Below are 26,295 nucleotides of genomic sequence, written 5' to 3'. Positions count from 1 at the left end.
CCATGGACCGCTCCTACAGGGTAAGCGTCCGGCGCTCTCGCCTCGACAGTCGAGGAGCGCCGCATGCTGAGGCATGTGAGTGCTCCAATGCACGGTTGCGCTCAGGCGTGGTTGCGCCTCATTTCCGCCCATTCTATCAATGCCTGTATTGAGGGCCCGAGTGCGTGGCCGATATCCGTGAGCCGGTACTCCACTTTAGGAGGCACCTGCGGGTACACCGTCCGCAGCACGATGCCGTCCCTTTCTAGCTGCTTGAGCTGTTGAATCAGCATTTTCTGATTGATCCCTTCAATCAACTTCTCTATATCCGAGAACCGAAGTGCCCCCTTCGCCGCGAAAAGCTGGCACAGGATGATAATCTTCCACTTACCCTCCAGCACGCGAAGAGTCTCGGTCGTTGCCTCAGCCCAATTCCGACGATTTTGCGGATCACCGCAATTCCAGTCCCGTTCCATTTCTTACTCAACAGTGTGTTACCCACCTTTTGGTAGGTACTTACCATTATCGCATCAGCGCTCTAGAATCGGTGCAAGACATACGATTATTGAGGCTTAGTTCATGAAAATCGTCATCATTGGAACTGGTAACATCGGCGCCACCCTCGCCCGTAAGCTTAAAGCTGCTGGCCATGAAATTCGCGTAGCAAATTCGGGGGGCGTCAGCGGCGTTCGCGCGTTTGCCGAAGAGATAGGCGCCGAACCTGTAGATGTTCGGGGCGCGGTCGACGGGGTCGATCTGATCGTACTGTCCATACCGCTACCTGCTTTGAGCGCGCTTCCTTCTAATCTGTTCAGCGCCGTATCTGACAGCGTCCCAGTGGTAGATACCAGCAATTATTACCCTGGGTTGCGCGACCCTCGCATTGCAGAACTTGATGAAGGGATGACAGAAAGCGTCTGGGTTGCCAAACAGATTGGACGGCCTGTGATCAAGGGCTTCAACAACGTGCTGGCTTATACTTTGGCAGAGCTAGGCCTTCCAGAAGGTAGCCCTGGACGCTTGGCAGCAGCGGTGGCAGGTGACGATCCCAAAGCGAAACAAACGGTAATGTCTCTGGTGAGTGAAGTTGGCTTCGACCCGGTCGATGGAGGTTCACTTGATGTGTCCTGGAGGCAACAACCATGCGCACCAAGCTACTGCTGCGACTATGACGCGGCGACTATGCAGAAAGCGCTTTTGATGGCTGTTAAAGGGCAGGCAGCAGCGAAGCGAGATGAGTTGCCCAAGCACTTTGCAAAGCTCGGGGCCAACGCCAGTCATAGCGAGGTTGTAGCCATGAACCGCTCGTTCAACCCTCTGGATTGATGCTTTCGGGCAACGAGAGCGATCTTAGACAATACGGGGCCTCCTTGAATGAAGATGAGTCCAGTTATGAGGCAAAAGTAGATCGATCTCGTTCGCCCGGTGCGTTGGTAGGCGAGTAAGAACATCCTTCAAGTAAGCGTACGGATCATGTCCGTTGAGCCGCGCCGACTGGATCAAACTCATAATCGCCGCCGCACGTTTACCGCTGCGTAACGAGCCAGCGAACAGCCAGTTTGAGCGCCCAAGAGCCCATGGCCGGATTTGATTCTCGCACCAGTTATTATCGATGGGCACAGCACCGTCATCGAGATAGCGCGTCAGCGCTATCCAGCGTTTTAGGCTGTAATCCAAGGCTTTCGCGATGGCCGATCCCTCAGGCACAAGCTGTCTTTGGGCGATCATCCAGGGATGAAGTGCGTCGATGAGCGGCGCTGCTTTTTCGTGCCGTATTCGCTGTCGATCACCCGGTTCCAGCTCGCGGACTTCTCGTTCAACTTCGTACAAGGCCGCGACGTAGTGCAGCGCTTTTTCGGCGATCTGGCTCTTGTTGGTCGCGTGCAAGTCGAAGAACTTTCGGCGTGCATGGGCCATGTAGCCGATTTCTGTAACGCCCAGTTCAAAGCCTGCCTTGTAGCCAGCGAAGTCATCGCAGACCAGCTTCCCGTTCCAGGGGCCGAGGAAATTTCGAGCATGTTCGCCGGCACGGCTCGGGCTGAAGTCGTAAACGACCGCCGCCAGATTGGAGAACTGACTGGTGGCATCGGCCCAGACGTAAGCGCGATGAGTTTTCTTCGCGCCAGGCGTCAGCATTTGTACCGGCGTTTCGTCAGCGTGGACGACGCCGTGCATCAGCGCGGCTTCGCGCAGCGCATCAACCAGCGGTTGAAGTTGCACGCCGCAGTTGCCCACCCACTGCGCCAAGGTCGAACGGGCGATGGGCAGTCCAGCGCGGCCGAAGATTTTCTCCTGCCGATACAGCGGCAGATGATCGGCAAACTTAGCCACCATGACGTGGGCCAGCAGGCCCGCTGTCGGTATGCCTTTGTCGATGACGTGCGCCGGTACCGGCGCCTGGATCAGCGTTTCGCACTGTTCGCAGGCCCACTTTCCACGGATGTGGCGCTCGACGGTGAACACGCCTGGCGTGTAGTCGAGCTTTTCGCTGGCATCTTCGCCGATGCGCTTGAGGGCGCAGCCGCACTGGCAGTAGCTGCTGTCCGGTTCGTGATGGATCAGTGTGCGAGGGAACTGCGGTGGCAGCGGTGCGCGCTTGGGTTGCTGGCGCACTTTGGCTTCGACAGGTGCCGGTTGCAGCGCCTCAAGTTCGGCTTCGATAGCGGCGATATCCGTATCGATCAAGTCGTCAAGCAGGCTGGCTTGATCAGGGCTCAACTGCTCGCTGCGCTTGGCAAACTTGAAGCGTTTGAGCAGCGCGATCTCGTGGGCCAACTTCTCGTTGACCGACTTGTGATGAGTGATTTGCTTGTCCATCGTCTCGACGCGCTGGATCAACTGCGCCGCCAAGGCACGCAGTTCTTCAGGGTTTAATTGATCGAGATTCGGATGCGAAGTCATGCCGCCGATTTTGCCAGAGAGGGCTAGTGGCGGCGATAGACTGATGGGCCAATTGCGCTGCAAAGCGCGCCATGGCAGACAAGTTAGAGCACCGTGATGGCTCCTCCGGACCCGACGCGTTGCCAAGGTAAGCCGCGCACCAAGGCTTGAAGTTGCTCTGCATCCAGCTCGACTTCAGAGCCGTGCCGCACGCTAGGCCAAAAGAAACGTCCTTGATTCAAGCGACGGGCTGCAAGCCAAATTCCCACGCCATCATGCACCAACACTTTAATACGATTGGCACGGCGGTTGGCGAACAGATAAGCACAGTGCGGCTTCGCCGCACCGAACACCGCGACAACTCGTGCCAGCGCGGTTTCAGTGCTAGCTCGCATGTCCATGGGCTCGATGGCGAGCCAGATGGTGTCGATGCGAATCATCGCAGCAGGTCTCGCAGGAAAGCGGAACATGCCGCCGCATTTTCTGCCGGCCAACTCACCACGACTACACCTTTTGAATGAAGCACTTCGATTCGAATCGTGGCCGGAAGAACTTGAGGGGCCGCTGTCGAAGACAATGCCTTGACCGGAATAAAGGCAGTTTGCAGTGCCAGGTTTTTCTGCGCATGCACCCGTATCCATTTATGGACAAGGTTTGCATTGAGGTTGTGGGTCAAGGCGACATTGGCAATCGAGGTGTCAGCCTGCGCGCACTCGGCGATGACCTGGGCCCTAAAAGACTTGGAATAGGAACGGCGTTCTTGTGGCATGGGCGTCCGCTTAAAAAGGCTAAAAATGGTGTCCACTTAAATTTAGGTGGACACCATCGCCTTAAGCGATGGCATCAGGAAGGTGTGTTGCCCGGACGGTTACTACTCAAGCGCCTGCCGACGCAGCGGGCGAGTGAAATCGATCTGTTGCTGCGGCATAGATGGCAACCGGTTTCATCACGTAAGGTGTGATGTCCGGGCGCTTACGAATGGCATTCTTGGAGGATTCTTTGGCCTGCCTCAGAGTAAGAACCCAAGGTCACAACGGGTCAGTGATATCGGGCAATTGCTGCCGCATAAGTGGGTGCCGGCCTGACTTGCGCAAGGCGAGTTGGGCGGACGCTTAAGGCGTTTTTGTTCGATATCCTACTGCGACGGCTATTTGGAATAGCAAGCCGGTGGCTCGCATGGCTTGGCCACCGGGAGTTCCGGCTTCAACGGTTGCGCGTTGACCTGCACCCCTACTTGCGAGGTAATCCAACTTAAGCGCTCTGCATCGAGCAGCGTCACTATCGTCCCCCCACCGCATTGAGAAGAGAAACCTGATGCCCGAGAAGCGATCCCAACTAAACGGTACCGGCCGAGCTGGCTCCTCACATAGACTGGGCCACCACTGTCACCTGGGCAGGCATCGAATGCACCTTGTGGATCTCTTGCAAACAATTCGCGACCGGCCTTGCAACTTGCCGCCCCCGGTACAGGAACCGGGGTGCACCTTGATGACGCTATCGGCACATCGGCGAACAGTTTTCGGCCAGCGTTCGCTTGTCCGTCATCCCCGAAGCCAACGATTCTTACATACCTCGCGTCGTTAAGGCCACTCAGTGACGAAATTGCAACAGGACTAGCGGGAGAGACGAATCCAGTTCTCACCTTGATCACCATCAAGTCACGGCCGCCCAAATTTCTACCTTGCGAGACGGCGCCCACATCCATTACCGCAAAAGAAGCAACCGCAGCTGATTGAACTTGTGGCAGGCCGGTTGGCGGCGTCTTCGCGTAACCTTCAGTCCCGAGTTTAAGGGCCTGGCTCAAGCTCGTTGCAGCAGTAACCCTCACCGGCACCAACTTCCGGTAACCGCAGTGGGCTGCTGTCAGTACCGCATCTGTGGCGATAAGCACACCCGTACAGTATCCCTGTTCTGATGCGCTTTCGAATTCAACCACAACAGTTTCAGTAAAATCGTTTACGCTGGCCTTGATGCCGCCTTTAACCAGAATGTCAGCGCCCCTGTCGACCGACACCCAACCCATAATATTCTCCTGGCCATCGGCAGTCAGTATCACCCCCAACGTGCCGAGGGCTATCCAATGGAGGATATTCATTTCGGCACCTCGCATTTTCTGGCTTATTCAGGAATGAGACTGGAACGCCCATCTGTGAAAACAATGGTTCTGCGGAAGCAACCGATGCGGCCGCTGTGACCCTCGCTGAAGCGAAAGCGACTACAGCAGCTCTCTTAGCACTACTGTCGCTAGCTTTCGATTCCATCGTGTTGATACATGCATCATGAGCAGCCTGTGCTGCATTAACGTCGGATATGGCAGTTACAACCGCGGTAGCAGCGTTGGCTCGCGCAGTATTTTCAGCGGTTCTTTCTGCTTCCTCAGCAGTAGCTCGTTTAGCGGGGTCGAGTGAGTCAACATACTTTTGTGCCGTGGTGTCAGCGGCTCCCTCGAGCGCTGCGCCCAGCACGCCCAAGAACTTGCTACCCGCAGTGGTCTCAAGAAGTCCGGCCACCAAGGTTGTGGGCGTACTTTTGTCTGGCGGCAGGGCATACCAAGGGCTATCCCAAGCATTTCGGCCCCCCCCTTCGCCTTTCGGAGAGAGTAAGTCCGAGCTAACCCAAGCCTGGCCGAGGGGCACGTCCGATTGGAGCACGGAATACCCATTTTTTAGATTTTCGACTAACGCTTTAGATGCATCGAATCCAGAAACAGTGAGAACAATTGCTTTAGACCTTGATCTTAGCGACCAGCTTTTGTCCAAGCGTTCGCCGTAATAGAAAGCCCGTAAGCGGAAGGCTACTTTAGAGCCGTCAGGAGATCGGATAATTTTCATTTCGGCGAAGAAAAGCGGCTTTTCGGCAAGCATTGCCCCGCTGCTGGCCAGTTTCGCCTTTGCATCGGCAAGCACTTGCGGCAACTCTGCGACCCAGTCATCCACAGACTCCTCAGATTCACCGTTCGCGCGCGCCACGGCCAGCCATGGTAACGGCAGGATACTATCCAGCTTCACTGAAGAATCTAGGAAGTCAGCTGAATCGGTAAAAACTTTGCCATAAACCACATGGAGGCAACCTCTCACGTCCTCGCCTTTGTTGAAATTCAGCGTCGAGGCAAATTTTGCATCGGAGTCTTCACCGTACGCCTTCAAGCCGGTGCCGACAGCTTTAAGGCCCCCGGAAATCACATTGGTCAGAAACGGAAGCAGCAATAGGTTAACTTTATCGGCGTCGGTGTTTAGGCATTCGCCATGAAACACCCGGAAGCCTGAGGTGGTGCCCGCGCTGATCCTAATGTGGTCAGGGCTAACTTGCATCTCGTTTTGGGATCCTGCACACCCCGCTAGCAGTCCTGACAAGAGCAGGTAATAGCCCCAAGAAAGATTTAGATCCATAGCTTCGCCCCTTCAGCGGATTCTTATTCTTGCCAGCAACTCCGGTCACAATCACCGCTTCGGAGCGCTGATGTCAGATTAGCTTGTGCATCAGATCCTGCTGCTCAAGTTACTCACTTTCCTAGCTCTATTGGCCGGCCCGGCGGTCGACAGCTTTAAGAGGCTCACGTGGAGTTTGGGCAGTCGATCATCAGCCTCGCCGACGATACGCTTGGAGGAACCGGTTGCAGAACACTCCTAGATGACTTGGCTTGGAAGGATTTGCTGTAGGTGCGGCGCTAAGGGGGCATGGAAGATCCGCTTGGTAGGCCAGAAATGGCGTCCGACTTTGCGGGGTCAGATCATTCTAAGCGGACGCGATTGCCCTTATCGCCAGGATTTCCATGCGCCAACGAAGCTCTTATCCCAAACCATTCAAAGCCCAGGTCGTCCAGGAATGCCTGCAACCCGGAGCGACAATTTCCAGCGTAGCCATCCATCACGGCATCAACGCCAACGTGATCCGCAAGTGGCTACCGACTTACCGGGATCAATCGCCAGCAACCTTGCCGGCTTTCGTTCCGGTAAAAACAGTACCAAGGCGAGCAACAGAAGAGATGGTGATCATCTCCCTGCCTCTGGGTGATAAATCTATCACGGTAAAATGGCCAGCCTCGAATCCGGACCGCTGCGCGTGTTTCATTCGTGGCCTGGCCCAATGATTCGCGTTGATGCCATCTGGCTCGCCACCGAGCCTATGGACATGCGCGCCGGCACTGAGACTGCGTTGGCCCGAGTGGTCGCGGTGTTCCGTGCGGCGAAGCCGCACTGCGCTTACCTCTTTGCTAACCGTAAGGCGAACCGCATGAAAGTCCTGGTGCACGACGGCGTCGGTATCTGGCTGGCGGCACGGCGCTTGAACCAAGGTAAGTTTCATTGGCCAGGCGTCCATCGTGGGACGGAGGTCGAACTCGACCCCGAACAACTTCAGGCGCTGGTACTTGGATTACCCTGGCAGCGAGTCGGTGCGGGCGGCGTAATTACATTGCTTTAAATGTTGCCTTTTAGCTGAAGCAGTCGGGCTGCTTTGGTAAAATCCACGGCATGACTTCCTTGCCCGATCTCAACCAAATGACTCCTGAACAACTGCGCGCACTGGCTGCGCAGTTGATGTCCAAGATCGACACCCAGGACAGAAAGATTCATCGTGATGAGACGATCATCGAGCAACTCACTCACGAAATCGCCATTCTCAAACGCCACAAGTTTGCCAAGCGCAGCGAGCAGATCAGCCCGGCGCAAGGCAGCTTGCTCGATGACCTGCTCAATACCGACCTCGAAGCCATCGAGGCCGAGTTAAAAGCACTTCATCCCGCTCCCTCACAGGCACAACCACGTCAGCAACCCAGGCGTGCGCTATTGCCACCGCAGTTCCCACGCACTGTGATCCATCACGAGCCGGACAACACCCAGTGCGCGTGCGGCTGCCAGCTTCAGCGCGTCGGTGAAGATGTCAGCGAAAAGCTGGACTACACGCCGGGCGTGTTCACCGTCGAACAGCATGTGCGTGGGAAATGGGCCTGTCGGCAGTGCGAAACACTGATCCAGGCCCAGGTGCCGGCGCAGGTGATCGACAAGGGCATCCCCACTGCCGGCCTGCTGGCGCATGTGATGGTGGCGAAGTTCGCCGACCACCTGCCGCTGTATCGACAGGAAAAGATCTTCGGCCGTGCCGGCCTGGCCATCCCGCGCTCGACACTGGCGCAGTGGGTGGGTCAAACCGGCGTACAGCTTCAGCCCCTTGTCGATGCGCTGAGCGAAGTGGTGCTGGCCCAGCGCGTGGTTCACGCCGATGAAAAGCCGGTACAAATGCTGGCGCCCGGCGAGAAGAAAACCCACCGCGCTTATGTCTGGGCCTACAGCACTACGCCATTCTCGGCCCTCAAGGCCGTGGTCTACGACTTCAGCCCCAGCCGTGCCGGTGAACATGCGCGTAACTTCTTGGGCACCTGGAACGGGAAGCTGGTCTGTGATGACTTTGCCGGCTACAAAGCCAGCTTTGAGCTGGGCATTACCGAGATCGGCTGCATGGCCCATGCACGTCGTAAGTTCTTTGACTTGCATGTAGCCAATAAAAGCCAATTGGCGGAGCAAGCGCTTCACTCGATTGGCGGGCTTTACGAAGTCGAGCGACACGCCAAGGAAATGAGCGACGAAGACCGTTGGCGATTACGCCAGGAAACAGCAGTGCCCATCGCTGAAAAGCTGCATGAGTGGATGCTGGCTCAGCGTGAACTTGTGCCCGAGGGTTCGGCCACGGCTAAAGCTCTGGATTACAGCCTCAAACGCTGGGTAGCGCTGACGCGTTACCTGGAAGATGGTGCTGTGCCCATCGACAATAATCAGATCGAGAATTTGATCCGGCCGTGGGCACTTGGGCGGTCTAACTGGTTGTTTGCCGGATCGCTGCGCAGCGGCAAGCGGTCGGCGGCGGCCATGAGCCTGATCCAGTCGGCGCGCATCAACGGGCATGATCCGTATGCTTATCTCAAAGATGTGCTGACGCGGCTACCAACGCAGCGGGCCAGTGAAATCGAGCGACTGCTGCCGCATCAGTGGATGCCTGCCTGATCTATGCAAGGGATATTCGTTGTCCGCTTACAACGCTTTCACACTCGTGAGCATTGAAATTGCGACCCGTCGCATTCCGACTAGGAATACCCCTATAAAAATCGTCCATTTCACTATTTCATTACACTCTCGTAGCTTGCTCCCTTCTGAAGAAGGAGAAAAAAATCTATGAACCCCCTGCATTTATTCGTCGATTCGCAATTTACCAGCCCCTACGCTTTGTCCGCGTTTGTCGCACTTGTCGAAAAGGGTATCGACTTCAAGATGAGTACCGTGGATCTTCAAGCGCTTGAAAATCAGACCGAGGCCTACGCGGCTCTATCGCAGACCCAAAGGGTACCCACCCTACTGGATGGTGGATTTGCCTTATCTGAGTCGTCTGCGATCACGGAGTATCTGGAAAACGCTTATCCTAAAGTGCCGATCTATCCAGACGATCTCCGGTTGCTCGCAAAGGCGCGGCAGGTTCAGGCGTGGATCCGCAGCGACCTGCTGCCCATTCGGCAAGAGCGCTCCACCCTCGTCGTATTCTATGGCGAGCAGGCAGGGCCCTTGTCACCTGCAGCCACTTCGGCAGCAAAAAAGTTGTTTCAGTCCGCCAAGGCACTCCTCCAGAACGATGCGGAGTATCTGTTCGGTCAATGGTCAATAGCCGATGTTGATCTAGCGCTGATGCTGAACCGATTGATACTCAACGGCGATGAAGTGCCCCCGGTTCTCGTGGAATATGCGCAACGCCAGTGGCAGCGCCCCAGCGTGAACGCATGGGTGACGCTTCAACGTCCACCGCTTTAACCTAAACGCGGAAACCAATTTGAGGCTTGCTGACCATAGGCTTCGGTTACGAAAGGTAAGACACGACCGATCGACGGCTGTGCGGTGACAGTTGCCGATCACCCACGGCTTCGCTGTGGTGCTCGCCTGCGAATTATGGCTACTGATCCTGTCCTTCCGAACGATTGCTGCCGGACGGACATGATTGTGGCGAGCGACTCCCCTGATAATCCAATGGCTGAACCATATGCAACGCATTGAGGAGGGCTTCTGGCGCTAACGGCAGGCTCTGCTACGTTTTATGGGAGGCATAACCGCTCAGGCGAGAAAAGGGCGTTGGGATTGATGATCAGGGATAGCGTTCATGAACAGACAGCATATGGGGCAGGCCGTCCTCATGATCAGCATGTGCTCATTTGCCATGCACGGGTACGCGGATAACGCGGACACGGCCAATAAGAGTAACAACCCGCTGAACCTGGCACCGGGCGCCAATCTTCAGGACTACTACTCACCCAACCTATACGACTCGAACGCTCATACCAATGATGCTCTGGTAAGGGGAACGCTGCCCATCGCGCCAGGTGAGTTCTTTGGCGTGCCACAAATTCTTAGGGCTACCTTACCCATCAGTACGCGCCCTGACCCTCATGGGGGTTACAGCACCGGTATGGGCGACTTAAACCTGTTTGACATCTTTCTTCTCAAGACTGAAGGCATTCAATTAGGGATCGGGCCGCAGATCACGGCGCCGACTGCAGCACAGGACGAACTCGGCACTGGCAAATGGCAGGCTGGCTTGGCGGCGGTGGCAATCGACTCGTCACCGAGTGGCCTGTTAGGCGGTCTTGTGCAGTATCAAAGCTCCTTCGCTGGCGACAGTGATCGTCAGCACGTCGAGACGGCCACTTTCCAACCTTTCATCATTCATAACCTGCCCAAGGGTTGGTACCTGCGCTCCACAGGCACGTGGACGTTCGATCTCAAGAACGATACCCACTACATACCCATTGGCCTGGGTGTCGGCAAAGCCTGGAAGTCCGGACGCAACATTCTTAATGCCTTTGTCGAGCCGCAGTGGACTGTTGAGCGCAAGGGAGACGGCTTACCGCAATTCACATTGTTTGCTGGAATCAACGTCACATTCGGGAGATAGCGCTACAAATGGATGAGTTCATTCGCTTCACTGGACGTACCCTTATAGCGCTTGCCGTCAGTTGCTCGGTAGCTGCTCATGCGCAGACACTCGATACGCACATCGGCCCCGTCGCCATGGAGGGTGAGCTTCCCGCGCACGAATCGATTCCCAAGCTCTACGCCGAACTGGACTATCAGCAAGCGACGCAAAGCTATCTGTGGGCATTGCCGTTGGTGTCATACGCCCAATGGCAAGAAGAGTTCCAGAGCAAACTTGGCGCGAAGAGCGGCGACCTGATGGTACTGACGAGCTACGAGGACAAGCTAGGTGTCATCACTGCCAACGCAACCACGCCTTACATTCTCGGCTTTGTCGATTTGAACGAGACAGGCCCGCTGGTGATAGAGCTGCCGCCTGGCCCGACTGCCGGCGGCGTCGGGGACTTCTGGCAGCGCGCGATCATCGATATGGGAGAGACCGGCCCCGACAAGGGTAAAGGTGGCAAGTATCTGGTGCTGCCACCGGGCGCTCAGCCGCCCGCAGACGCCGATAAATACTATGTCGCGCATTCGGAAACCATGAACGTTCTGGTGGGCTTTCGCGTACTTGACCCAGACCCCGCCAAAGGTAAGGCGCTGGTAGAGCAGTTCAATATGTACCCCTACGCCAAGCGCGCCGAGCCAGGCAAAACCAGACTGTTGAGCCCTGGCGGCAAGCAGTGGTCGGGCACCCAACCCAGAGGCATGGCCTACTGGGAGCGCCTGCATCAGATTATCCAGAAAGAGCCAGTCAACGAGCGTGACCGTTTCTACATGGCCATGCTGGCAAGCCTTGGTATCGAGAAGGATAAGCCGTTCAAACCTTCTGCGGCGCAACGAAAGGCCTTGGAGGAAGGAGCGCAGATGGGCGAACTGGTTGCCAAGGCTAATACGTTTGCCAAACGCTTCCCTGGCACGCAGTTCTGGCCTGACCGGCAGTGGGATACCGTACTTAACATCGCCGAGCCATCCCAACGCGTCACATTCTACGACCAGCTATGGGAGCGCAGCGCCTGGTTCTACGAAGCCGTTACCAACACCAAGGGTATGGTTTCCAAAACGCCTGGCCTCGGACAGACCTACCTTGGTGCCTATACCGACAAGGAGGGTCAGTGGCTCGATGGCGGCAAAAACTATCGCCTTCATGTCGGCGCCAATCCTCCAGCCAAGCAGTTCTGGTCGATGACCGTCTACGACACCGACAGCCGCTGCCTGATCGACAATCCTCAGCGCAAGGCCGATCTCTCGTCTCGGCAGAGTTTGAAGACCAATCCCGACGGCTCCGTGGATCTCTACTTTGGGCCAAAAGCTCCGCCAGGTTTCGAAGCCAACTGGGTGCAGACGGTGCCCGGCAAGCACTGGTTCAGCTACTTCCGGCTGTATGCCCCGACAGAGGCGTACTTCGATAAAAGCTGGAAGCTCGATGACATTACCCAAGTGAAATAAACGGTTGGAACGCCAAGGTTTCCCCACAAGGAACGGATATGAAGATTCAACGACCCATGCGTTACGCGCTTATCGGCCTTTCAGCACTGATATGTCACTCGGCACTGGCGGATTTCACCGCCACCCCTACCGAGGCTAGAGCTATCGCCAAAGAGGCCTACCTGTACGGTTTCCCAATCGTGGAAATGTACAAGACGCTTTACACCCAAGCAGTGGATAAGAGTGGGCCGAATTTCAAGGCGCCTTTCAACCAGATCGGCAACACCGCCATGGTGTTCACGCCCAAGGATACCGCGTTCGTTACCCCGAACTCCGACACTCCGTATTCGTTTGTCTGGCTGGATCTACGCGCCGAGCCTGTTGTTCTGACGCTGCCGCCCGTTGAAAGCAATAGATATTACTCGGTGCAGCTGATAGACCTCTATACGCAGAATTTCGATTACCTGGGCACGCGAACCACCGGTAACAAAGGCGGAAATTTCCTCATCGCCGGCCCACACTGGAGCGGGAAAACGCCAGCGAAGATTGATCGCGTGGTACGCAGCGAAAGTGATATCGCCTACGCGCTATATCGCACCCAGCTTTTCAGTACCGAAGACCTGTCAGCGGTGAAGAAGATTCAGCAAGGCTATTCGGTTACGCCGCTGAGCAAGTTCCTGGGAGATTCTTCAGTCAAGCAGGCTTCCCCCATCGAATGGCCAAAGCCCGAGCCACAGATGAGTGAGACGCCGGATCTTTTTCGCTACCTGAATTTCATGCTGGCCTTCGCCCCTGCGCAAGGATCGGAGAAGGATGTGCTCAAGCGCTTCGCAACTATCGGCATAGAGGCCGGCCAGCCTTTCGATCCGAACGCCCTTAATACCGAGCAACGTCAAGCACTGGAAGCCGGGATCGCTGATGGAAAAGCGGAGTTCGCCGAGTTCAAGAAAACAAAAGTGGATACCCACAAGGTCAGTAGTGGGGACTTGTTTGGCACTCGCCAGCACCTCAAAAACAACTATCTGTATCGGTACGCTGGCGCCAACATGGGGATCTTTGGCAACTCTGCAGACGAAGCTGCCTATCTCGGCTACTTCGTCGACAACCAGGGCCGGCCTGCGGATGCTTCGAAACACGACTACACCTTGCACTTCAACAAGGGTGCGCTCCCGCCCGCCAATGCATTCTGGTCGCTCACTATGTACGACGGTGCGACCAAGCTACTCGTCGATAACCCGCTCAACCGCTACTTGATCAATTCGCGAATGCTGCCGCAACTCAAGCTTGATGCCGATGGTGGCCTAACGCTGTACGTGCAGAATGCTTCGCCGGGCAAGGACAAGGAAAGCAACTGGCTACCCGCCCCAAAAGGGCCCTTTTATGGAGTGTTGCGTATCTACCTGCCCAAGCCTGAGGTCGCCAATGGTCAGTGGAAACTCCCGCTGCTGACGCCAGTTGATCTCTGATTCGAACTCATGCTGAAACTGGGTACTCGTGACAAGGAACGACGCAATGCTTGGATTTCCTAGACTTACCATGGTGGGTGCTGCAACGCTGGCCATGGCACCCATGCTCGCCAGCGCTGACAACGCCCGAGATTGGCAAAACCTTCCAACCGACCTGAACATGGTGTTCGGCTACTACAACCGCATTGATACCAATACGCCCATCGACACTTCGCTGCCCATCGATGGCCTCTCGCTGAACGCCAACCTTTATATCGCCCGGTATGCCCGTTCCTTTGCAGTTGACGGGCGTAACAGCGCTATCCAGATCCTGCAGCCTTATGCGGACATTTCGGCATCGTTCGACAATGCGCGATTCTTCGACGGTACAAAGCACAACGGCGGGATGGCGGATACCCAGGTGGTGCTCGTCCACAACCTGTTTGGCGGGCCCGCACTCACCAAGAAGGAGTTTGCCAACTGGACGCCAGAGACCTTTCTGACAGGAGCGCTATGGATCACGGCTCCAACCGGTGACTACGATAAGGATCGCATTATCAACATTGGCTCGAACCGATGGGCTTTCAAACCTGAGATTGCCTTCGGCACGCCATTGGGGCCGACCTGGCTTGAATTCAACACCTATGTATCGCTGTATGGCGACAACAAAGACTACCAAGGCAACAGTACGCTGGAGCAGAAGCCGCTGTACGGCATTGAGGGCCATTACAGCTACACCATCAATCGAGCGCTATGGGCCTCTCTCAATGCTACCTACAACCGAGGTGGCGAGACCAAGATCGACGGCGCCTGGCAGGACAACAAACAGGAAAACGCGCTGCTTGGAGCCAGTGTGGGCTTCATGCTGTCCCCTCAGTTCGGTGGTCTGATCGCGTACTCCGACACAGTGTCTGAAAGAACTGGATCGCCTGACGTGAACACGTGGACGCTACGCCTACAGTACGCTTGGTGAGGGATCTACCAGAGATGCGATGGCCAACATGTCCAGCCTAACTTCTCCGACCGGGGCAATCGTCAAGCTGGGCAGATAGGTCACACGGCTACGCCTGTTGCCATAGCTCATTCACAAATCTGCTGAACAACCGAAGGGAAGCAACTGATGAAAATGTCCGTGTTCAAGGCTTGCTTGTCCAGTGTCGTCCTGGGGCTTATTGGTTGCACAAGCTCACAGGTTGATCCCAGCCATTACTCGGGGTTTCTCAAAGATTACAGTCGGCTTGAAAAGGCTGAAAGTGCAAGTGGCGCACCTGTTATGCGGTGGCTCAACGACGATGCACAGCTTGGCAAGTACACCCACGTTTACGTTGAACCTAGCCAATTTTATCCGAAGCCACAGCCAACGGCGGCGATCTCAGCACAGGCGTTGCAATCCATCACTCGTTACTTCGATGTGGCCCTGAAACGGGAGCTCGGTAAAGACCTTGTGTTGGCCGACGCGCCAGGCCCTCACACCATCGTAGTTCGACCTGCAATCACTGCAGTTTCGACGCGCCCGGAAGGCCTCAAGCCGTATGAAGTAATCCCTATCGCGTTAGTCGCCGCTGCAGTAAACACCGCTGCAGGCGGGCGCGACCAGACAGTGGAAATCGCAACGGAGGCGGCTTTCCTGGATGCAGATAGCAACCAAGTGCTGGCACAGGTAGTACGCAAAGGCAGCGGTAAACCGTTAGAAAATGATCAAACACAGCTCACGCTTGAAGACGTCAAGCCAGTGGTGGACGGTTGGGCTTCTGACATGCGCTTGACTTATGAACGACTCAGATCAGGCCAAAAGTAGTTACTGAATACCAACGTGCCAGTCCGGAGAGCAAGCGTCAGAGATCCAACTCTCGGATGATATTTACTGAGTGACTTCGCCGGACGCTTACCCTGTAGGAGCGGTCATCGGCCGCGAAAAGACCAACGCACTCTTTCTGACCCACCGCAGCGTTCCCTTCGCGGCCACGGACCGCTCCTACAGGTTACGGACCGCTCATAGGGGCGGGGAGCTGGGTGGTTGATGGTTGTGTAACCAGACCCCATCCCAAAGCGGATAATCCCCGACTCTTTTCACCAAGCCAGCGCGTACCGGGTTGGCCACAATGTACCTGGCACTGGCAAGTAGATCCTCCTCCTTGCGCAGTGCTCGGTCGTGGAAACCGGCCTGCCATAATTGACCGGTCCTTGCGCTCCGTTCGTTGACTGCCTTGCTCGACCGCGATATGACCTGGCGCATCAGGCTTTCCAGCGATGCATCCTCAAGTTGCATCAGCCAGTGAAGATGATCAGGCATCACCACCCATGCCAGCGATTGGGCCTGGTTCCAGTGCTGGGCATTCATCATCTCTTTGACTACACAGCGACCTGATACAAAATCCCGGAATACGGCGTGCGATGTTTAACTACAGCGGTCAAGAGATAGATGCCGCCGCGCTGCGAAAAGCGGCCCGTGCGTAACCTGCAATGTTTGTAGAGTGGCATGACGGCCTCCATGGCGGGAGGTTTGAATGTAGAGTGCAGTGATGAGTTGGGTAGGGCGTATTGGTGACGGTATATGTCGGTCACGGAGATCAAAATGGCGGCCAAGCAGTTCAGTGTATACGGCTTGTAGGAGCGGTCCGTGGCCGCGAAGGGAACGCCGCGGTGGGTCAGGAAGAGCGCGTTGATCTTTTCGCGGCCGATGACCGCTCCTGCGGTGTTTTTGATGTGCAGCGGTATGACCTTCGCGGGCAGAGCCGTTCCCACAAAAAAGGCCCCTGGCAAGAGGGGCCTCATGAGGGCATGCGGGAAAGCGCGGGCGATCAGTTCAGGCCGAGTTTGCCGCGCAGGGTGGAGAGGTCTTCGGCGAGGGTGTTGACCGGGCCGATCAGGGCTTTGCGGTCGTTTTCCTTGACCTTGTCGTAGGTTTCGAAGCCGCCGTCCTTGGTCTTGTACTTGGCCAGGATCTTGTCCACGGTGGCGAAGTTCTTGTCGACTTTGGCGGCGAACGCCTTGTCCTGGCTTTCGATCTGCGGGCGGAACAGGTCGACGATCTTCTTCGCGCCGTCGATGTTGCCCTGGAAGTCATACAAGTCGGTGTGGCTGTAGCGATCTTCCTCGCCCGACACCTTGGTCGCCGCCACTTCTTCGAGCAGCGCGGCAGCACCGCCGACCACTTTTTCCGGAGGGAAGGTCAGCTCTGCAATGCGGGTTTGCAGGTCCTTCACATCCTTGAGCAGGCCATCGGCCAGGGCATCCAGACCCTTGGTGGTGTTTTCCGAGTACAGGCTGTATTCCAGGCGATGGAACCCGGTGAAATCTTCTGCCTTCACACCGGCTTCATGATCGTCGACCCGGGAGTCGATCGACGCATCCAGATCGCTGAACAGCTCGGCGATCGGCTCGATCGCTTCGTAGTGAACGCGGGTTGGCGCGTACAGCTTCTTGGCGGTGGCCAGGTCGCCCTTCTTGATCGCGTCGGTGAACTTGGCGGTTTCCTCGGCCAGTTGGTCGACCTTTTCGGTCACGTAGATCTTGTAGTCCGAAACCGGGCCCACCAGGTCCAGGGGCGACTGGGTCGCGGCGAAGGCCGAGAGCGGCGCGTTCAACAGGCCTAGGGTCAGCAGCAGAGCGAGTGGCGTCTTTGTCATGAGGGGTTCCCCGGTGGTCTCAAGTGGTCAAGCGTTGGTCGTGGTGGTTCTGGTCGCGTCGAGCAGGCTGCGGCCAATGAAGTCCTGGGCGCCGGTCACCCCCGGCAGAGTGAAGAAATAGCCGCCGCCGACGGGCTTGAGGTACTCCTCGAGCGGCTCGCCGTTGAGACGGGTCTGCACGGTGATGAAGCCTTTTTCCAGATCCGCCTGGTAGCAGATGAACAGCAGCCCCATGTCCAGCTGGCCGTTCTTGTTCACCCCGTTCGAGTAGTTGAACGGGCGGCGCAGGATCAGGTTCTGCTGCGACGCAACCGTGCGCGGGTTGGCCAGGCGGATGTGTGCGTCCAGCTTGGTGATCTTGCCTTCGGGGTCCTTGGCGTAGTCCGGCACATCGCTTTCGAGCCGGCCATCCATGGGTGCGCCGGTGGTCTTCACCCGGCCAAAGATGTTTTCCTGCTCCTGCAGCGGGGTGCGGTCCCAGCGTTCGACGAAGTTGCGGATGATGCGCACCGCCTGATAGCTACCATGGGCGGCCCACGCAGGTTCGTCGCTGTCAGGCTGCACCCACACCAGCGCATTCATCAGCCGATTGTCGTTGGAATCCGGGTTGGCAGAGCCGTCACGAAAGCCCAGGAAATTACGTGCACTCTGCTCGGGTTCGCCCGGTTTGGCGGGCGCTTGCGGCGGCACGGTGCCTTCCTGCTTCCAGCGCACGAACAGCAGGTCGGGCAGGTTCTTGACGATGTCGCGCAGGGCGTGAATGTTGCTGTCCGGCGTGTTGGCGCAGAACTGCAGGGTCAGGTCGCCGTGGCACTGATCGGCTTCCAGTGCGTCGTTGGGGAAGCCGACCATGCGCGACAGGCGCTTGGGCTTGGCTTGGGCAAGACCGAAGCGCTCGTCGAACAGCGACTCGCCCACCGACACGGTGATGGTCAGGTTGTCCGGCACCACCACCGGGCCAAGGATGCCCGAATCCAGGGGAGGCAGCTTGGGGTCGACCTGGGCGACGGGGCCGCCGGTCATCAGAAAGCGGATGCGCTCGTCCAGGGTGCGGAACAGGCGCTCCAGGTCTGCGCGGTCGCTGGCCAGGACATCGAACGCGACCATCATGCCGGCGGCCGGTCGTGGCGTGACGATTCCGGCCTGGTGCTGACCTTCGTAGTCGTGGCGGTCCTGGGTCTTTTCACTTTTCGGTGCTTCGGTGACCTTGGCGGCGGGGGTCGCCATCGCCGGACAGCTGAGCCCCGCGCCTGCCAGTGCCGCGCCGGCAGCGCCCAGGCCCAGCAGCACGCGCCGACGCTGGGCGTCGACCGGTGAATTCGGGTTGTCGGTGTTGCTCATGATCGTTGACCTCGTATCTTTTCCATTCACCGCACCTGTGGCGGCGGCGCACGCCGCGTCGGGCTTCACTGCGACCACTCCATCACACCGCGGAGGCCGCCGACGCGGCTCGCCATAGCCCCTGTAGCAGCGGCGCGAGCCGCGTCGGGCTTCACTGCAACCACTCCATCACACCGCGGAGGCCGCCAACGCGGCTCGCGCCGCTGCTACAGGGTGGAGAGGCCCAGGGCCGGATCGATGCCGTCGAGGGCATCGGCCAGGGCCTTGGCTTGCGCGGCAATCTGCTGGCGCTGTTCGGCGCTGACCGTTTCGTAGCTCTGGTAACCGTCACCGCTGCGCAAGCTCGCCAACTGCATGGCCAGCTCGTCGGCGGCGGCATCGATGCCCGGAAGCAACTCGGCGGCCGACTTGGCCAACAGCGGCCGCAGCAGATCGATGACCTTGCGTGCACCTTCCAGGTTGGCAGCGAAGCCATTCAGGTCGGTATGGCTGTAGCGCTCTTCCTCACCGTTGCTGCGAATGTCCGCCAGCCCACGCAGGTTGCGCGAGACAATGTTCACCAGTTGTTCAGGCGGTAGCGGTTGCGCCAGCAATTGGCGTTTCAACTCGGTGACGTCGGCTGCCAGTTTCTTCGCCACCGGCGCCAGGCCCTCCAAGGTGTTCTGCTTGAACAGGCCGTATTCCAGGCGATGGAAGCCGCCGAAGGCCGGGTCCTGCTCCCGCTTCTCGTAGTAGTCCGCGCGGGCGTTGATGGCATTGTCCAGCTCGGCCAGACGCTGAGCAGCGGGCGCGATGCGTTGATAGGCTGCGCGCGCCGGTGCATACAGATGGCGCGCCTGTGCCAGATCACCGGCAACAATGGCCTGGTTCAACGCATCCACGGCGCGGATCAGGCCGCTGCCCTGGGTCGCCAGGTACACCCGGTATTCCGACAGCGGTCCGACGAATGCCACCATCGACGGTCGCGCTTTGGCGGCCGCATCGGACTCGGCCGTCGGCGTCACCTTCAACGTGCCACGAGGGTTGCTCAACAAGCCGCAGGTGATCTGATAGTCACCCGGCTGCAGGTTGGCGTTGATCACCTGGCTCAGGCCGGGCGCGATGTTCTCGCGCTCCTCGACCACCAGCACGCCGTCGAGGATTTCCCATTCCACGGCGCGCTCGGAACGGTTGACGATGCGAAAGCTGGTGCGTCCGGCAGGCACGGTCAGTGCAGCAGGTTCGCAGTTGTGCGGATGAATGTTCACCACGATTTCGTTCTGGGCACTGGCCTGACGTTTGTTCGAAGCGACTTGCGAGGCGTAGTAGAACAGGCCGCCGGCGGCGATCATCACGACCACCGATCCGGCGAGCGCCAGACGCATCAGGCGCGGTGGCGCGCCATTGACTGGATTGGACATGGAGGCCTTACTGATGAGTGGCAGGGGAGGAGGGAACCGGCGTCGGCGCGGCATGGGGCATGAAGAACGCCACCAGTGCCACGACCAGATAGATCAGGTACGCGCCCAATGTGCTGACGGTGGGCGCATCCTGATAGCCGAACATGCCGGCCAGCACCGATCCGGTCGGACCGTCCATGGGCAGCGTGGCGCTGATGTCGAAGACCACGGTCTGCAAGCTGTTCCAGACCCCGGCTTCGTGCAGGGCCATCACGGAATTGGCGAGAATCCCGGCCGCTACCACCAAGATGAACAGACCGGTCCAGCGAAAGAACAGCGACAGGTTAAGGCGCATGCTGCCCGAGTAGATGGCAAAGCCGACCGCCACGGCGACCAGCAGGCCGAGCAGGGCGCCAATGGGCGCGCCAGGCCCCGCGCTCTGTTGAAAAACGGCGAGCAGGAAAAACACGGTTTCCAGGCCTTCACGGGCAACCGCAAAGAACACCATGGCAATGAGCGCAGTGACCTGGTGGCGGGAGCCGGTCAGGGCCTGGTCCAGCGCAGCCTGCAACGAATGCTTCACGGAACGGGCGACCTTGCGCATCCAGAACACCATGGAGGTGAGGATAACCACGGCCACCAGGCCGATGAGCGCTTCGAACAATTCCTGTTGTTTCTGCGGAAATTCCGCGCTCATCAATTCCAGACCACCGCCGACCAACAGGGCCACGGCTGCGGCCAGGAAGACACCGATCCAGACCGCTGGCATCCATTGACCACGGCCGGTCTGTTGCAGGTAGCTGGCGATGATGCCAACGATAAGCGCGGCTTCAATCCCTTCGCGCAGCATGATCAAGAATGGAACCAGCACTTCGCACCGTTCGAGGAGTAATAAGGATGCTAACTTGTAACATAATGATACTCATTATTGAACAGAGCGCTTGATCTTTGCGCCGAGCGGAAGCTGAACAAATCTTCAGGAAGGGGCGGGACTGCGCGCTGCGCCGTTGCCGCCCCAACAGGGGCATCGATCCCAAGGCATCAACCCGTGGTGCCGAACACCTCCTGACCCAGGCGAAGCACCAGCAGTGTCAACGAATCGGCATTCGCCAGGATGATCTTCGCACGCACCTCAGAATTGCCGCGAAAGGCCACCCTGGCTTCAGCCAGCGTCGATTGCCCTGACAACTTGAGGATCATTTCGCGCTGCCGCCCATCGTAGTTGCGGAAGTCACGCCGGCCATTGGTACCGCGACGGGTGAACAGGGTCTTGTCCGGCGTACTCAAAGACAGCGCCTCGTGCCGTACGCGGTTCAGGCTATGGGCATACAACTGTGCCTGGCTGTAAGGCCCACCCAGGTTGTCGTATTGCTCGAGCAGCGGTCTGAAGCTGTCCATGTAGGCGATATCCACCGTCTTGAGCACCTGGTGGCTGACTTCATGCAGCAGTGAAGACGCCTGATGATGGACGAACATGTCGTTCTGGCTGCGATGCAGATTGGAGTACATGACGGTTTCCGGCGGAAGCACGTAAAACTGCTCCGTCAGGAAGATGCGCTGCAGTGGATCGGTTTCCCAGACGAACGCGTGAGTGCCAGCGTGCCCTTGCTTGTTCATGCCCATCCAATAGCGGGGCGATGTCTGCGGGTCCAAACCGGGAGCGGTGAACTCGCTGAGCAGGCGCAGGCAACTGCTGCGGATCTGATGGAGTATGGCGGGTGTGACATCGACCTCGAAGATGTCGGTGAGCACGGCGTTGGTTTCGGCAGCGAGCGGCATATGGGGTGCTGCTTGATTCAGGTTGGCCAAGGTGTTGCGCAGGCAATCCACGCTGTGGGCATGGGCGTCCACCAGTTGTCGATGACGACGAGGGTATTGCTGGCGCATCTGTAGGGCGCCCTCGGCCTGGGTCATGAACAGATCCACCAGGTTTTGCTCGGCGACCCAGATGTCATAGTGCTCGGCGATGGAATAACCCCCGCCCATGCGCAGCACTTCTGCATCCACCCGCCACTTTTGCTGTTCATCCAGCTCGATGGTCGGGCCATCGCCTTGCGCGCTGATGATCTTCAAGCCCACGTCGGCGTCCGCCACCTCGAACACGCGGCCCCCTACAACGGCATACCGATGGCTACCGTCGACGCTTTTGTAGAGGTTGAGCAGCGGATCGAAGTGCAGCTGCGAGAGCACCACATCGGTGGCTTGAGCGTTTTTCAACGCGGTCAGCCCGGATGTCCCCAATGAGCCTTGCTCAGAGGCCGCCACTTCAGCACCGGGCCGACGCTTGGACGAGTCGCGCCATTCCAGGTCATCCAGCGCCTGGCGCGACCCGACGACGGATGCCAGGGCAGCCACCAGGTCGGCTACCGCCTCACCCCATTTCTGTTCCTTGGCGGCCTCTACCGAATCACGTACCAGCACAACGCCCTGATACAGCGCCACCAGGGAGGCCACAGCGCTGGGCAACATCACCGAGCCCTGTTGCAGGCCCAGCTCCAGCAAGTGACAGAATGCGTTCCAGGTGGCCTCGCCGGCGGACAGGGTCTGCTCCTTGGCTGCCAGCTGGATCAGCTTCAGGGTGTCTTCGAAAATCAGAAACAGCGCGTTCCCAGTGTAGGCTTCGTCCGACAGGGTGATCGCAGGCGGACGACCTGGCCGCTGGCCATCGCTGACTTCCGTGGTCCATGGGATATGGGGTTCCTTGAAGCCGCCGTGTTGGTAGCGCGGCTTGGCCTGCTCAGGCAGCCGCGACATGATCAGCGCCTGCAGACCGTTATCGGTCTTCACCTGAGCCAGCAGGCTGGCGCGGTCCGCGAATTCGAGTAGCGTCTGTTCGCCACCATAGGCGCTGTACAGCACCACCGGCCCGGCGGTGTTGTCGTCAGGTGCTATGAGGAACATCGCGCAGGCCCGATCGGCAGCAACGTCGGTGTCCGCTACCAGGCCGAACGGCGCGATGATGATGTTGTGATGGTGAAGCGGTTCGCGCGCCAGACCGTCGGGCATTTCCATGACCTGCTCGAGCAGGTTGACGGCCTCATTGCTCAGCTTGCCCTGCATTTGCCGTTCAGCGGCGTAGCGCAGCATCTGCGGCGGCACACCGCGGGCGAACAGGCGGCGACGTTCGGCATAGTCAGACGCCGTAGGTGCGAGCCGTTCGGCGAGCATTGTGCGATAGGCGCCGCCGATATCGGCCTGGTCTACCAAGGTACGAATCTGATAGGTGCTCGGCGGTGTGATGGTTTGGCTGGGTGGGTCCAGCGCGATGGTCATTGCGCTGCTCAGCGAGCCACCGAACTGGTCGACGGCCCATTCCGTCAGCGACCTAGTCACGCTGGCAGTGTTGCCCAGCGCAATACCGCCACCGGCGTTCACGCCCCCTCCACTGGTGTCGGTCAGCGTGATCTGCACCCGATCAGGGTTGTAGGGCCCCTGGGGCCACGCCTTGCGCATCGCCTCTTTCAACCGGTCTCGGGAGAAATCCAGGATATAGGGGATGTTGGCCAGGTAGTTGCCTTGAACGTCAGTGGTCCACACACAACGCCTCAGGATTTCGGTGTAGCGAGTGATCTGTGCTTTCGAGGCCTGCTTCAGCCAATTGGGCAGCAGTTCCACCAGTTGGTTGTTGGCGATTTCCGTACCCAGCCATTCAAGGGCCGCCGCCAACGTGTCGTCGCTGCGTCCGAAATCGGTATTGCCCTGCATCAGTTGGGTGGAGAAGTGGCAGTCGATGCCAAGCTCCAGATTGCTTTTCAGGTAATACAGGCGTCGATTGAATTCAAGTGCGCACAGTTCATCGATGAAATCACCGCGCAGGATGTGGGTCGTCAGGTCGGACGCACCCCCCAGCGTGGCATTGTCTTGAATAGGGCCTGAGCGGTCCCTGAAGTAGCGACCGCTTGCCGGATGTCGGGACGTTTGAGGATGGGTCACGACAGTGGCAACGGTCTCTTTCATCTGCTGGGCAGAACTGAAAGCCCGCAGGCCATCCTGGGTTGACCACATCAGTACCGGGCCTTCGGGTTGCGAACGCCGATGGACGAGGAACAGATTGCTCAGCACGACCTCGCTGCGATCGCTACGCGCGCGCAGGCAAAGGCTTTGTACCTCCACGTCCAATGCGTTGCGCAAGGCCGCCGTCGGTCGATTCAGCACAATGTCCAACCATCCGAGCATGTTCTCGTCGATTCGACCTTCACGCCGCGCCGACCCCAGTGTGATGCGCAGGCAGCGCTCGGTGATGGCTCGTCGCTGCCCCTGCAGGTCGTAGGTGCCGCGGTAGTGCGCGTGGGGCGCTTGGTCATGGCGAGCGGCCAAGCCCGCAAATGCGCGGGGCAGGCGACGGCTTCGTTCGCCGATCAGCCTTTCTATCTGCAGGGTGTCGGGCCATCGAAGCGTATTGCCACGCCCGTCCAGCACGTCGTCGACGCTGGACAGAGGTTGGACGATAGCCCCGCTGCAGCGCTCCAGAAAGTAGTCGACCAGCCTGATCGACGACAATTGCGGGGCGCCCGCGATACGCAGGTGCAGTTCGTCGACCCCCAGGGTCGACTGGATCGCCAGTAGCCCGGGTGCCAGCAACCGTTGCACCCCTTCTACCAGGCTCAGCGAACGTTTGCGTTGTCCATCCAGTTGATGCTGCATTGATTGCAGTTCGCGCAGCCAGGTCTGGCCGTGCACGTAGCCTGGCTCCTTGCCCGTCGTGCTGGCTGGGCTGGCGTGCTTGCCTGCCTCGCCCAGCCAGCCCAGGTTCGGCTCGAGCAAATCGAGAAGCGAAGTGGCTTGAGCCAGGGCGGCCAGTGGGTTGGCGTGCAGCTGGGCAGGGGTGGCGAAACAGTCCTGAGCGCGACGGCGCTGCAGGTCGATGAATCCGTTGGCAAGGGCCTCCCAAGGGCTGCCGAGGAAGGGGATCAGCTGCGGTCTCGGCACAATGGTGGCGTTGAATAGCGCACGTTGGCTGGCGATGATTCGTGGGCTGGTCGGGGCTTGCGCGATCAAGGTATCGAAGTGCTGATTCAACGCCGCAAAGTCGTTGCACAGGGTGAAGCCCTGGTCGCAGCTGTACACGCAATAGCCCAGCGAAGTGTCGCTTCTGTCGCTGATCACCAGTACGCCTGGCCACGGCACTGCGCGGTCGGCTTTGGCCGGGTCAGCGGCAAAGCTCAGGCCTTGCAGCACGATGTTCGCGCCGGGCTTGGCCTGGGCCGCGTCCATCAGCAATGTTCGCTGCGCCGGTCTGTAGCCCAGATGTGCCTGGATCTCGAGCACCGCGTTCAGGTAGCTGTGCTTCAGATGTTGGCTCATCAGCGTGCGGTAGCTGGACGCTGCCGCAGGCGGCGTGGACGCCCAGAAACCGACCAGCGCGTCATCGAAAGCACGGGGGAGTGTCGCGACGGTAGTCGTTATCGTGGTGGTGAAGGTGGCTGCTTCGGCGACGCTTAAAGCCTGGCCATACACACCCGTGAAGACATGCTCCTCGGACGGCCCGGCGCGGCCGGTCAGAACATCCAGACCGACCTCGATCAGGTTCTGGGTGGTTTCGACGGCGCCGGGCGTGCCCACTCGGCGCTGCACGCGGTGCAACGCCGGAACGATAGGATCGCTGGCGGGCAGGGCAGTGCGCAGGGCACCGGTCAACTGCTGGTCCAGCACGGTACGTAATGCCGGCAGGCCTCGCAGGCACGCCAGCAGAGGCTTCAGACGCCTGGCATTGGCCTGAATGATCGCTTCCATCCAGCGTTGAAAGGGCGTCCTGGACACCGAGAGCCAGCGCGCATACGAACCCTCCAGCTCGAATCCGATACCGGGCTCGAGCAGGGCCGCTTCGAGCTCGTCGCGATCGAAAAAGGGCAATATCCCGGCCATCGGCGAGTAGAAGTACACTGCCGGTTTGGTGATGTCGGCATGGGCAATCATCAGACCGCTGAAAATACCTGGCGCCGCGTTGGTCAACAGGCTGATGCGCATGCCGTTGGGCAGACTGGGCTGTTCGGGCAGTTGCCGCAGCCAGTCGTGCTCGATCACGCTCAAGCGTTCCTCTTCCAAGGCTTGCAGCAAGTGGCGGGACATGCGCTGCGCCAGTGAGCGAGCATGGAACCAGGGCAGGGTGTTGGACATCGAGGCAGACTCCTTGTGGGGCAAGCCGGTCATTGCCAGCTCGCGGAGCGCCTACGCTAGGACCTGCGCGATTCTTGAAAGCTGTAGATATGTGTCGCCTGAGGCTTTGGCTGGATACAAAAACGCCCCGGCACGGGCCGAGGCGTCTGGT

The 26,295-nt window shown here is 58.6% G+C and carries 21 protein-coding genes and 1 pseudogene; 10 read left to right on the top strand and 12 right to left on the bottom strand.

From position 1 onward, the window contains the following. Window positions 1–101: 101 nt before the first annotated feature. The gene (locus ASF66_RS04210; RefSeq protein ID WP_003436536.1) at window positions 102–455 is read right to left on the bottom strand and encodes a winged helix-turn-helix transcriptional regulator; all 354 of its coding nucleotides are present in this window, start codon (window positions 453–455) and stop codon (window positions 102–104) included. Between the two features lie 103 nt (window positions 456–558). Between ASF66_RS04210 and ASF66_RS04205 the strand changes: the two genes are divergently transcribed. After that, complete coding sequence (locus ASF66_RS04205; RefSeq protein ID WP_056842844.1) at window positions 559–1,305, top strand: NADPH-dependent F420 reductase; 747 nt, start codon at window positions 559–561, stop codon at window positions 1,303–1,305. Between the two features lie 24 nt (window positions 1,306–1,329). On the opposite strand, the gene tnpC (ASF66_RS04200) is transcribed toward ASF66_RS04205, so the two are convergent. From tnpC (ASF66_RS04200) to ASF66_RS22430, 5 genes are all read right to left on the bottom strand, one after another. Beyond that, window positions 1,330–2,880, bottom strand: coding sequence for an IS66 family transposase (tnpC, locus tag ASF66_RS04200; RefSeq protein ID WP_056842843.1), 1,551 nt, complete (start codon window positions 2,878–2,880; stop codon window positions 1,330–1,332). 83 nt (window positions 2,881–2,963) lie between these two features. Beyond that, window positions 2,964–3,299 carry an IS66 family insertion sequence element accessory protein TnpB gene (gene tnpB, locus ASF66_RS22840; RefSeq protein WP_056843419.1) on the bottom strand — a complete coding sequence of 112 codons (336 nt, stop codon included), beginning with the start codon at window positions 3,297–3,299 and terminating at the stop codon, window positions 2,964–2,966. Further along, window positions 3,296–3,628, bottom strand: coding sequence for an IS66-like element accessory protein TnpA (tnpA, locus tag ASF66_RS21900; RefSeq protein WP_082484427.1), 333 nt, complete (start codon window positions 3,626–3,628; stop codon window positions 3,296–3,298). Before tnpA (ASF66_RS21900) ends, tnpB (ASF66_RS22840) begins: the two co-directional genes overlap by 4 nt. Before the next feature lie 378 nt (window positions 3,629–4,006). Beyond that, entirely contained in the window at window positions 4,007–4,882 is an 876-nt protein-coding gene (locus ASF66_RS21890) for a S1 family peptidase (protein ID WP_162240070.1), read from the bottom strand. After that, a complete protein-coding gene (locus tag ASF66_RS22430; RefSeq protein ID WP_156463126.1) occupies window positions 4,851–6,248 on the bottom strand; it encodes a hypothetical protein in 1,398 nt (465 codons plus the stop codon). Before ASF66_RS22430 ends, ASF66_RS21890 begins: the two co-directional genes overlap by 32 nt. A 383-nt stretch (window positions 6,249–6,631) precedes the next feature. On the opposite strand from ASF66_RS22430, the gene tnpA (ASF66_RS21885) reads away from it, so the two are divergent. From tnpA (ASF66_RS21885) to ASF66_RS04150, 9 genes are all read left to right on the top strand, one after another. Further along, the gene (gene tnpA, locus ASF66_RS21885; RefSeq protein WP_082484424.1) at window positions 6,632–6,949 is read left to right on the top strand and encodes an IS66-like element accessory protein TnpA; all 318 of its coding nucleotides are present in this window, start codon (window positions 6,632–6,634) and stop codon (window positions 6,947–6,949) included. Then, the gene (gene tnpB / locus ASF66_RS04185; RefSeq protein ID WP_056842841.1) at window positions 6,946–7,281 is read left to right on the top strand and encodes an IS66 family insertion sequence element accessory protein TnpB; all 336 of its coding nucleotides are present in this window, start codon (window positions 6,946–6,948) and stop codon (window positions 7,279–7,281) included. The genes tnpA (ASF66_RS21885) and tnpB (ASF66_RS04185) overlap by 4 nt, the downstream gene beginning before the upstream one ends. Before the next feature lie 50 nt (window positions 7,282–7,331). Continuing rightward, window positions 7,332–8,858: an IS66 family transposase gene (gene tnpC / locus ASF66_RS04180; RefSeq protein ID WP_056842840.1), complete on the top strand. Its 1,527-nt coding sequence runs from the start codon at window positions 7,332–7,334 to the stop codon at window positions 8,856–8,858. A 168-nt stretch (window positions 8,859–9,026) separates the two neighbouring features. Continuing rightward, the gene (gene yfcF, locus ASF66_RS04175) at window positions 9,027–9,653 is read left to right on the top strand and encodes a glutathione transferase (RefSeq protein ID WP_056842839.1); all 627 of its coding nucleotides are present in this window, start codon (window positions 9,027–9,029) and stop codon (window positions 9,651–9,653) included. A 358-nt stretch (window positions 9,654–10,011) separates the two neighbouring features. Then, window positions 10,012–10,788: a hypothetical protein gene (locus ASF66_RS04170; RefSeq protein WP_236707066.1), complete on the top strand. Its 777-nt coding sequence runs from the start codon at window positions 10,012–10,014 to the stop codon at window positions 10,786–10,788. 8 nt (window positions 10,789–10,796) lie between these two features. Continuing rightward, window positions 10,797–12,254, top strand: coding sequence for a DUF1254 domain-containing protein (locus tag ASF66_RS04165; protein ID WP_056842837.1), 1,458 nt, complete (start codon window positions 10,797–10,799; stop codon window positions 12,252–12,254). A gap of 38 nt (window positions 12,255–12,292) precedes the next feature. Beyond that, a complete protein-coding gene (locus ASF66_RS04160; protein ID WP_056842836.1) occupies window positions 12,293–13,699 on the top strand; it encodes a DUF1254 domain-containing protein in 1,407 nt (468 codons plus the stop codon). A 70-nt stretch (window positions 13,700–13,769) separates the two neighbouring features. Next, window positions 13,770–14,651 (top strand): transporter, encoded by an 882-nt coding sequence (locus ASF66_RS04155; RefSeq protein WP_236707064.1) that lies wholly within the window; start codon window positions 13,770–13,772, stop codon window positions 14,649–14,651. 147 nt (window positions 14,652–14,798) lie between these two features. Next, window positions 14,799–15,476: a DUF3313 domain-containing protein gene (locus ASF66_RS04150; protein ID WP_056842834.1), complete on the top strand. Its 678-nt coding sequence runs from the start codon at window positions 14,799–14,801 to the stop codon at window positions 15,474–15,476. A 195-nt stretch (window positions 15,477–15,671) separates the two neighbouring features. On the opposite strand, the pseudogene ASF66_RS04145 reads toward ASF66_RS04150, so the two are convergent. From ASF66_RS04145 to ASF66_RS04120, 6 genes and pseudogenes are all read right to left on the bottom strand, one after another. Further along, window positions 15,672–16,159 (bottom strand): annotated as a pseudogene (locus ASF66_RS04145) (REP-associated tyrosine transposase). A 320-nt stretch (window positions 16,160–16,479) separates the two neighbouring features. Next, the gene (efeO, locus tag ASF66_RS04140; RefSeq protein WP_049859440.1) at window positions 16,480–17,307 is read right to left on the bottom strand and encodes an iron uptake system protein EfeO; all 828 of its coding nucleotides are present in this window, start codon (window positions 17,305–17,307) and stop codon (window positions 16,480–16,482) included. 27 nt (window positions 17,308–17,334) lie between these two features. Then, the gene (gene efeB / locus ASF66_RS04135) at window positions 17,335–18,648 is read right to left on the bottom strand and encodes an iron uptake transporter deferrochelatase/peroxidase subunit (RefSeq protein ID WP_056842833.1); all 1,314 of its coding nucleotides are present in this window, start codon (window positions 18,646–18,648) and stop codon (window positions 17,335–17,337) included. 206 nt (window positions 18,649–18,854) lie between these two features. Further along, window positions 18,855–20,048, bottom strand: coding sequence for an iron uptake system protein EfeO (efeO, locus tag ASF66_RS04130; RefSeq protein ID WP_056842832.1), 1,194 nt, complete (start codon window positions 20,046–20,048; stop codon window positions 18,855–18,857). 7 nt (window positions 20,049–20,055) lie between these two features. Further along, window positions 20,056–20,898: an iron uptake transporter permease EfeU gene (gene efeU, locus ASF66_RS04125; protein ID WP_056842831.1), complete on the bottom strand. Its 843-nt coding sequence runs from the start codon at window positions 20,896–20,898 to the stop codon at window positions 20,056–20,058. A 170-nt stretch (window positions 20,899–21,068) separates the two neighbouring features. Next, complete coding sequence (locus ASF66_RS04120) at window positions 21,069–26,144, bottom strand: dermonecrotic toxin domain-containing protein (protein ID WP_056842830.1); 5,076 nt, start codon at window positions 26,142–26,144, stop codon at window positions 21,069–21,071. Between the last annotated feature and the right edge of the window lie 151 nt (window positions 26,145–26,295).

Origin of the sequence: Pseudomonas sp. Leaf129 (assembly GCF_001423465.1) — a bacterium.
In the GTDB taxonomy this organism is placed as follows: domain Bacteria; phylum Pseudomonadota; class Gammaproteobacteria; order Pseudomonadales; family Pseudomonadaceae; genus Aquipseudomonas; species Aquipseudomonas coleopterorum.
This window is presented reverse-complemented; position numbering and strand designations above follow the sequence as displayed.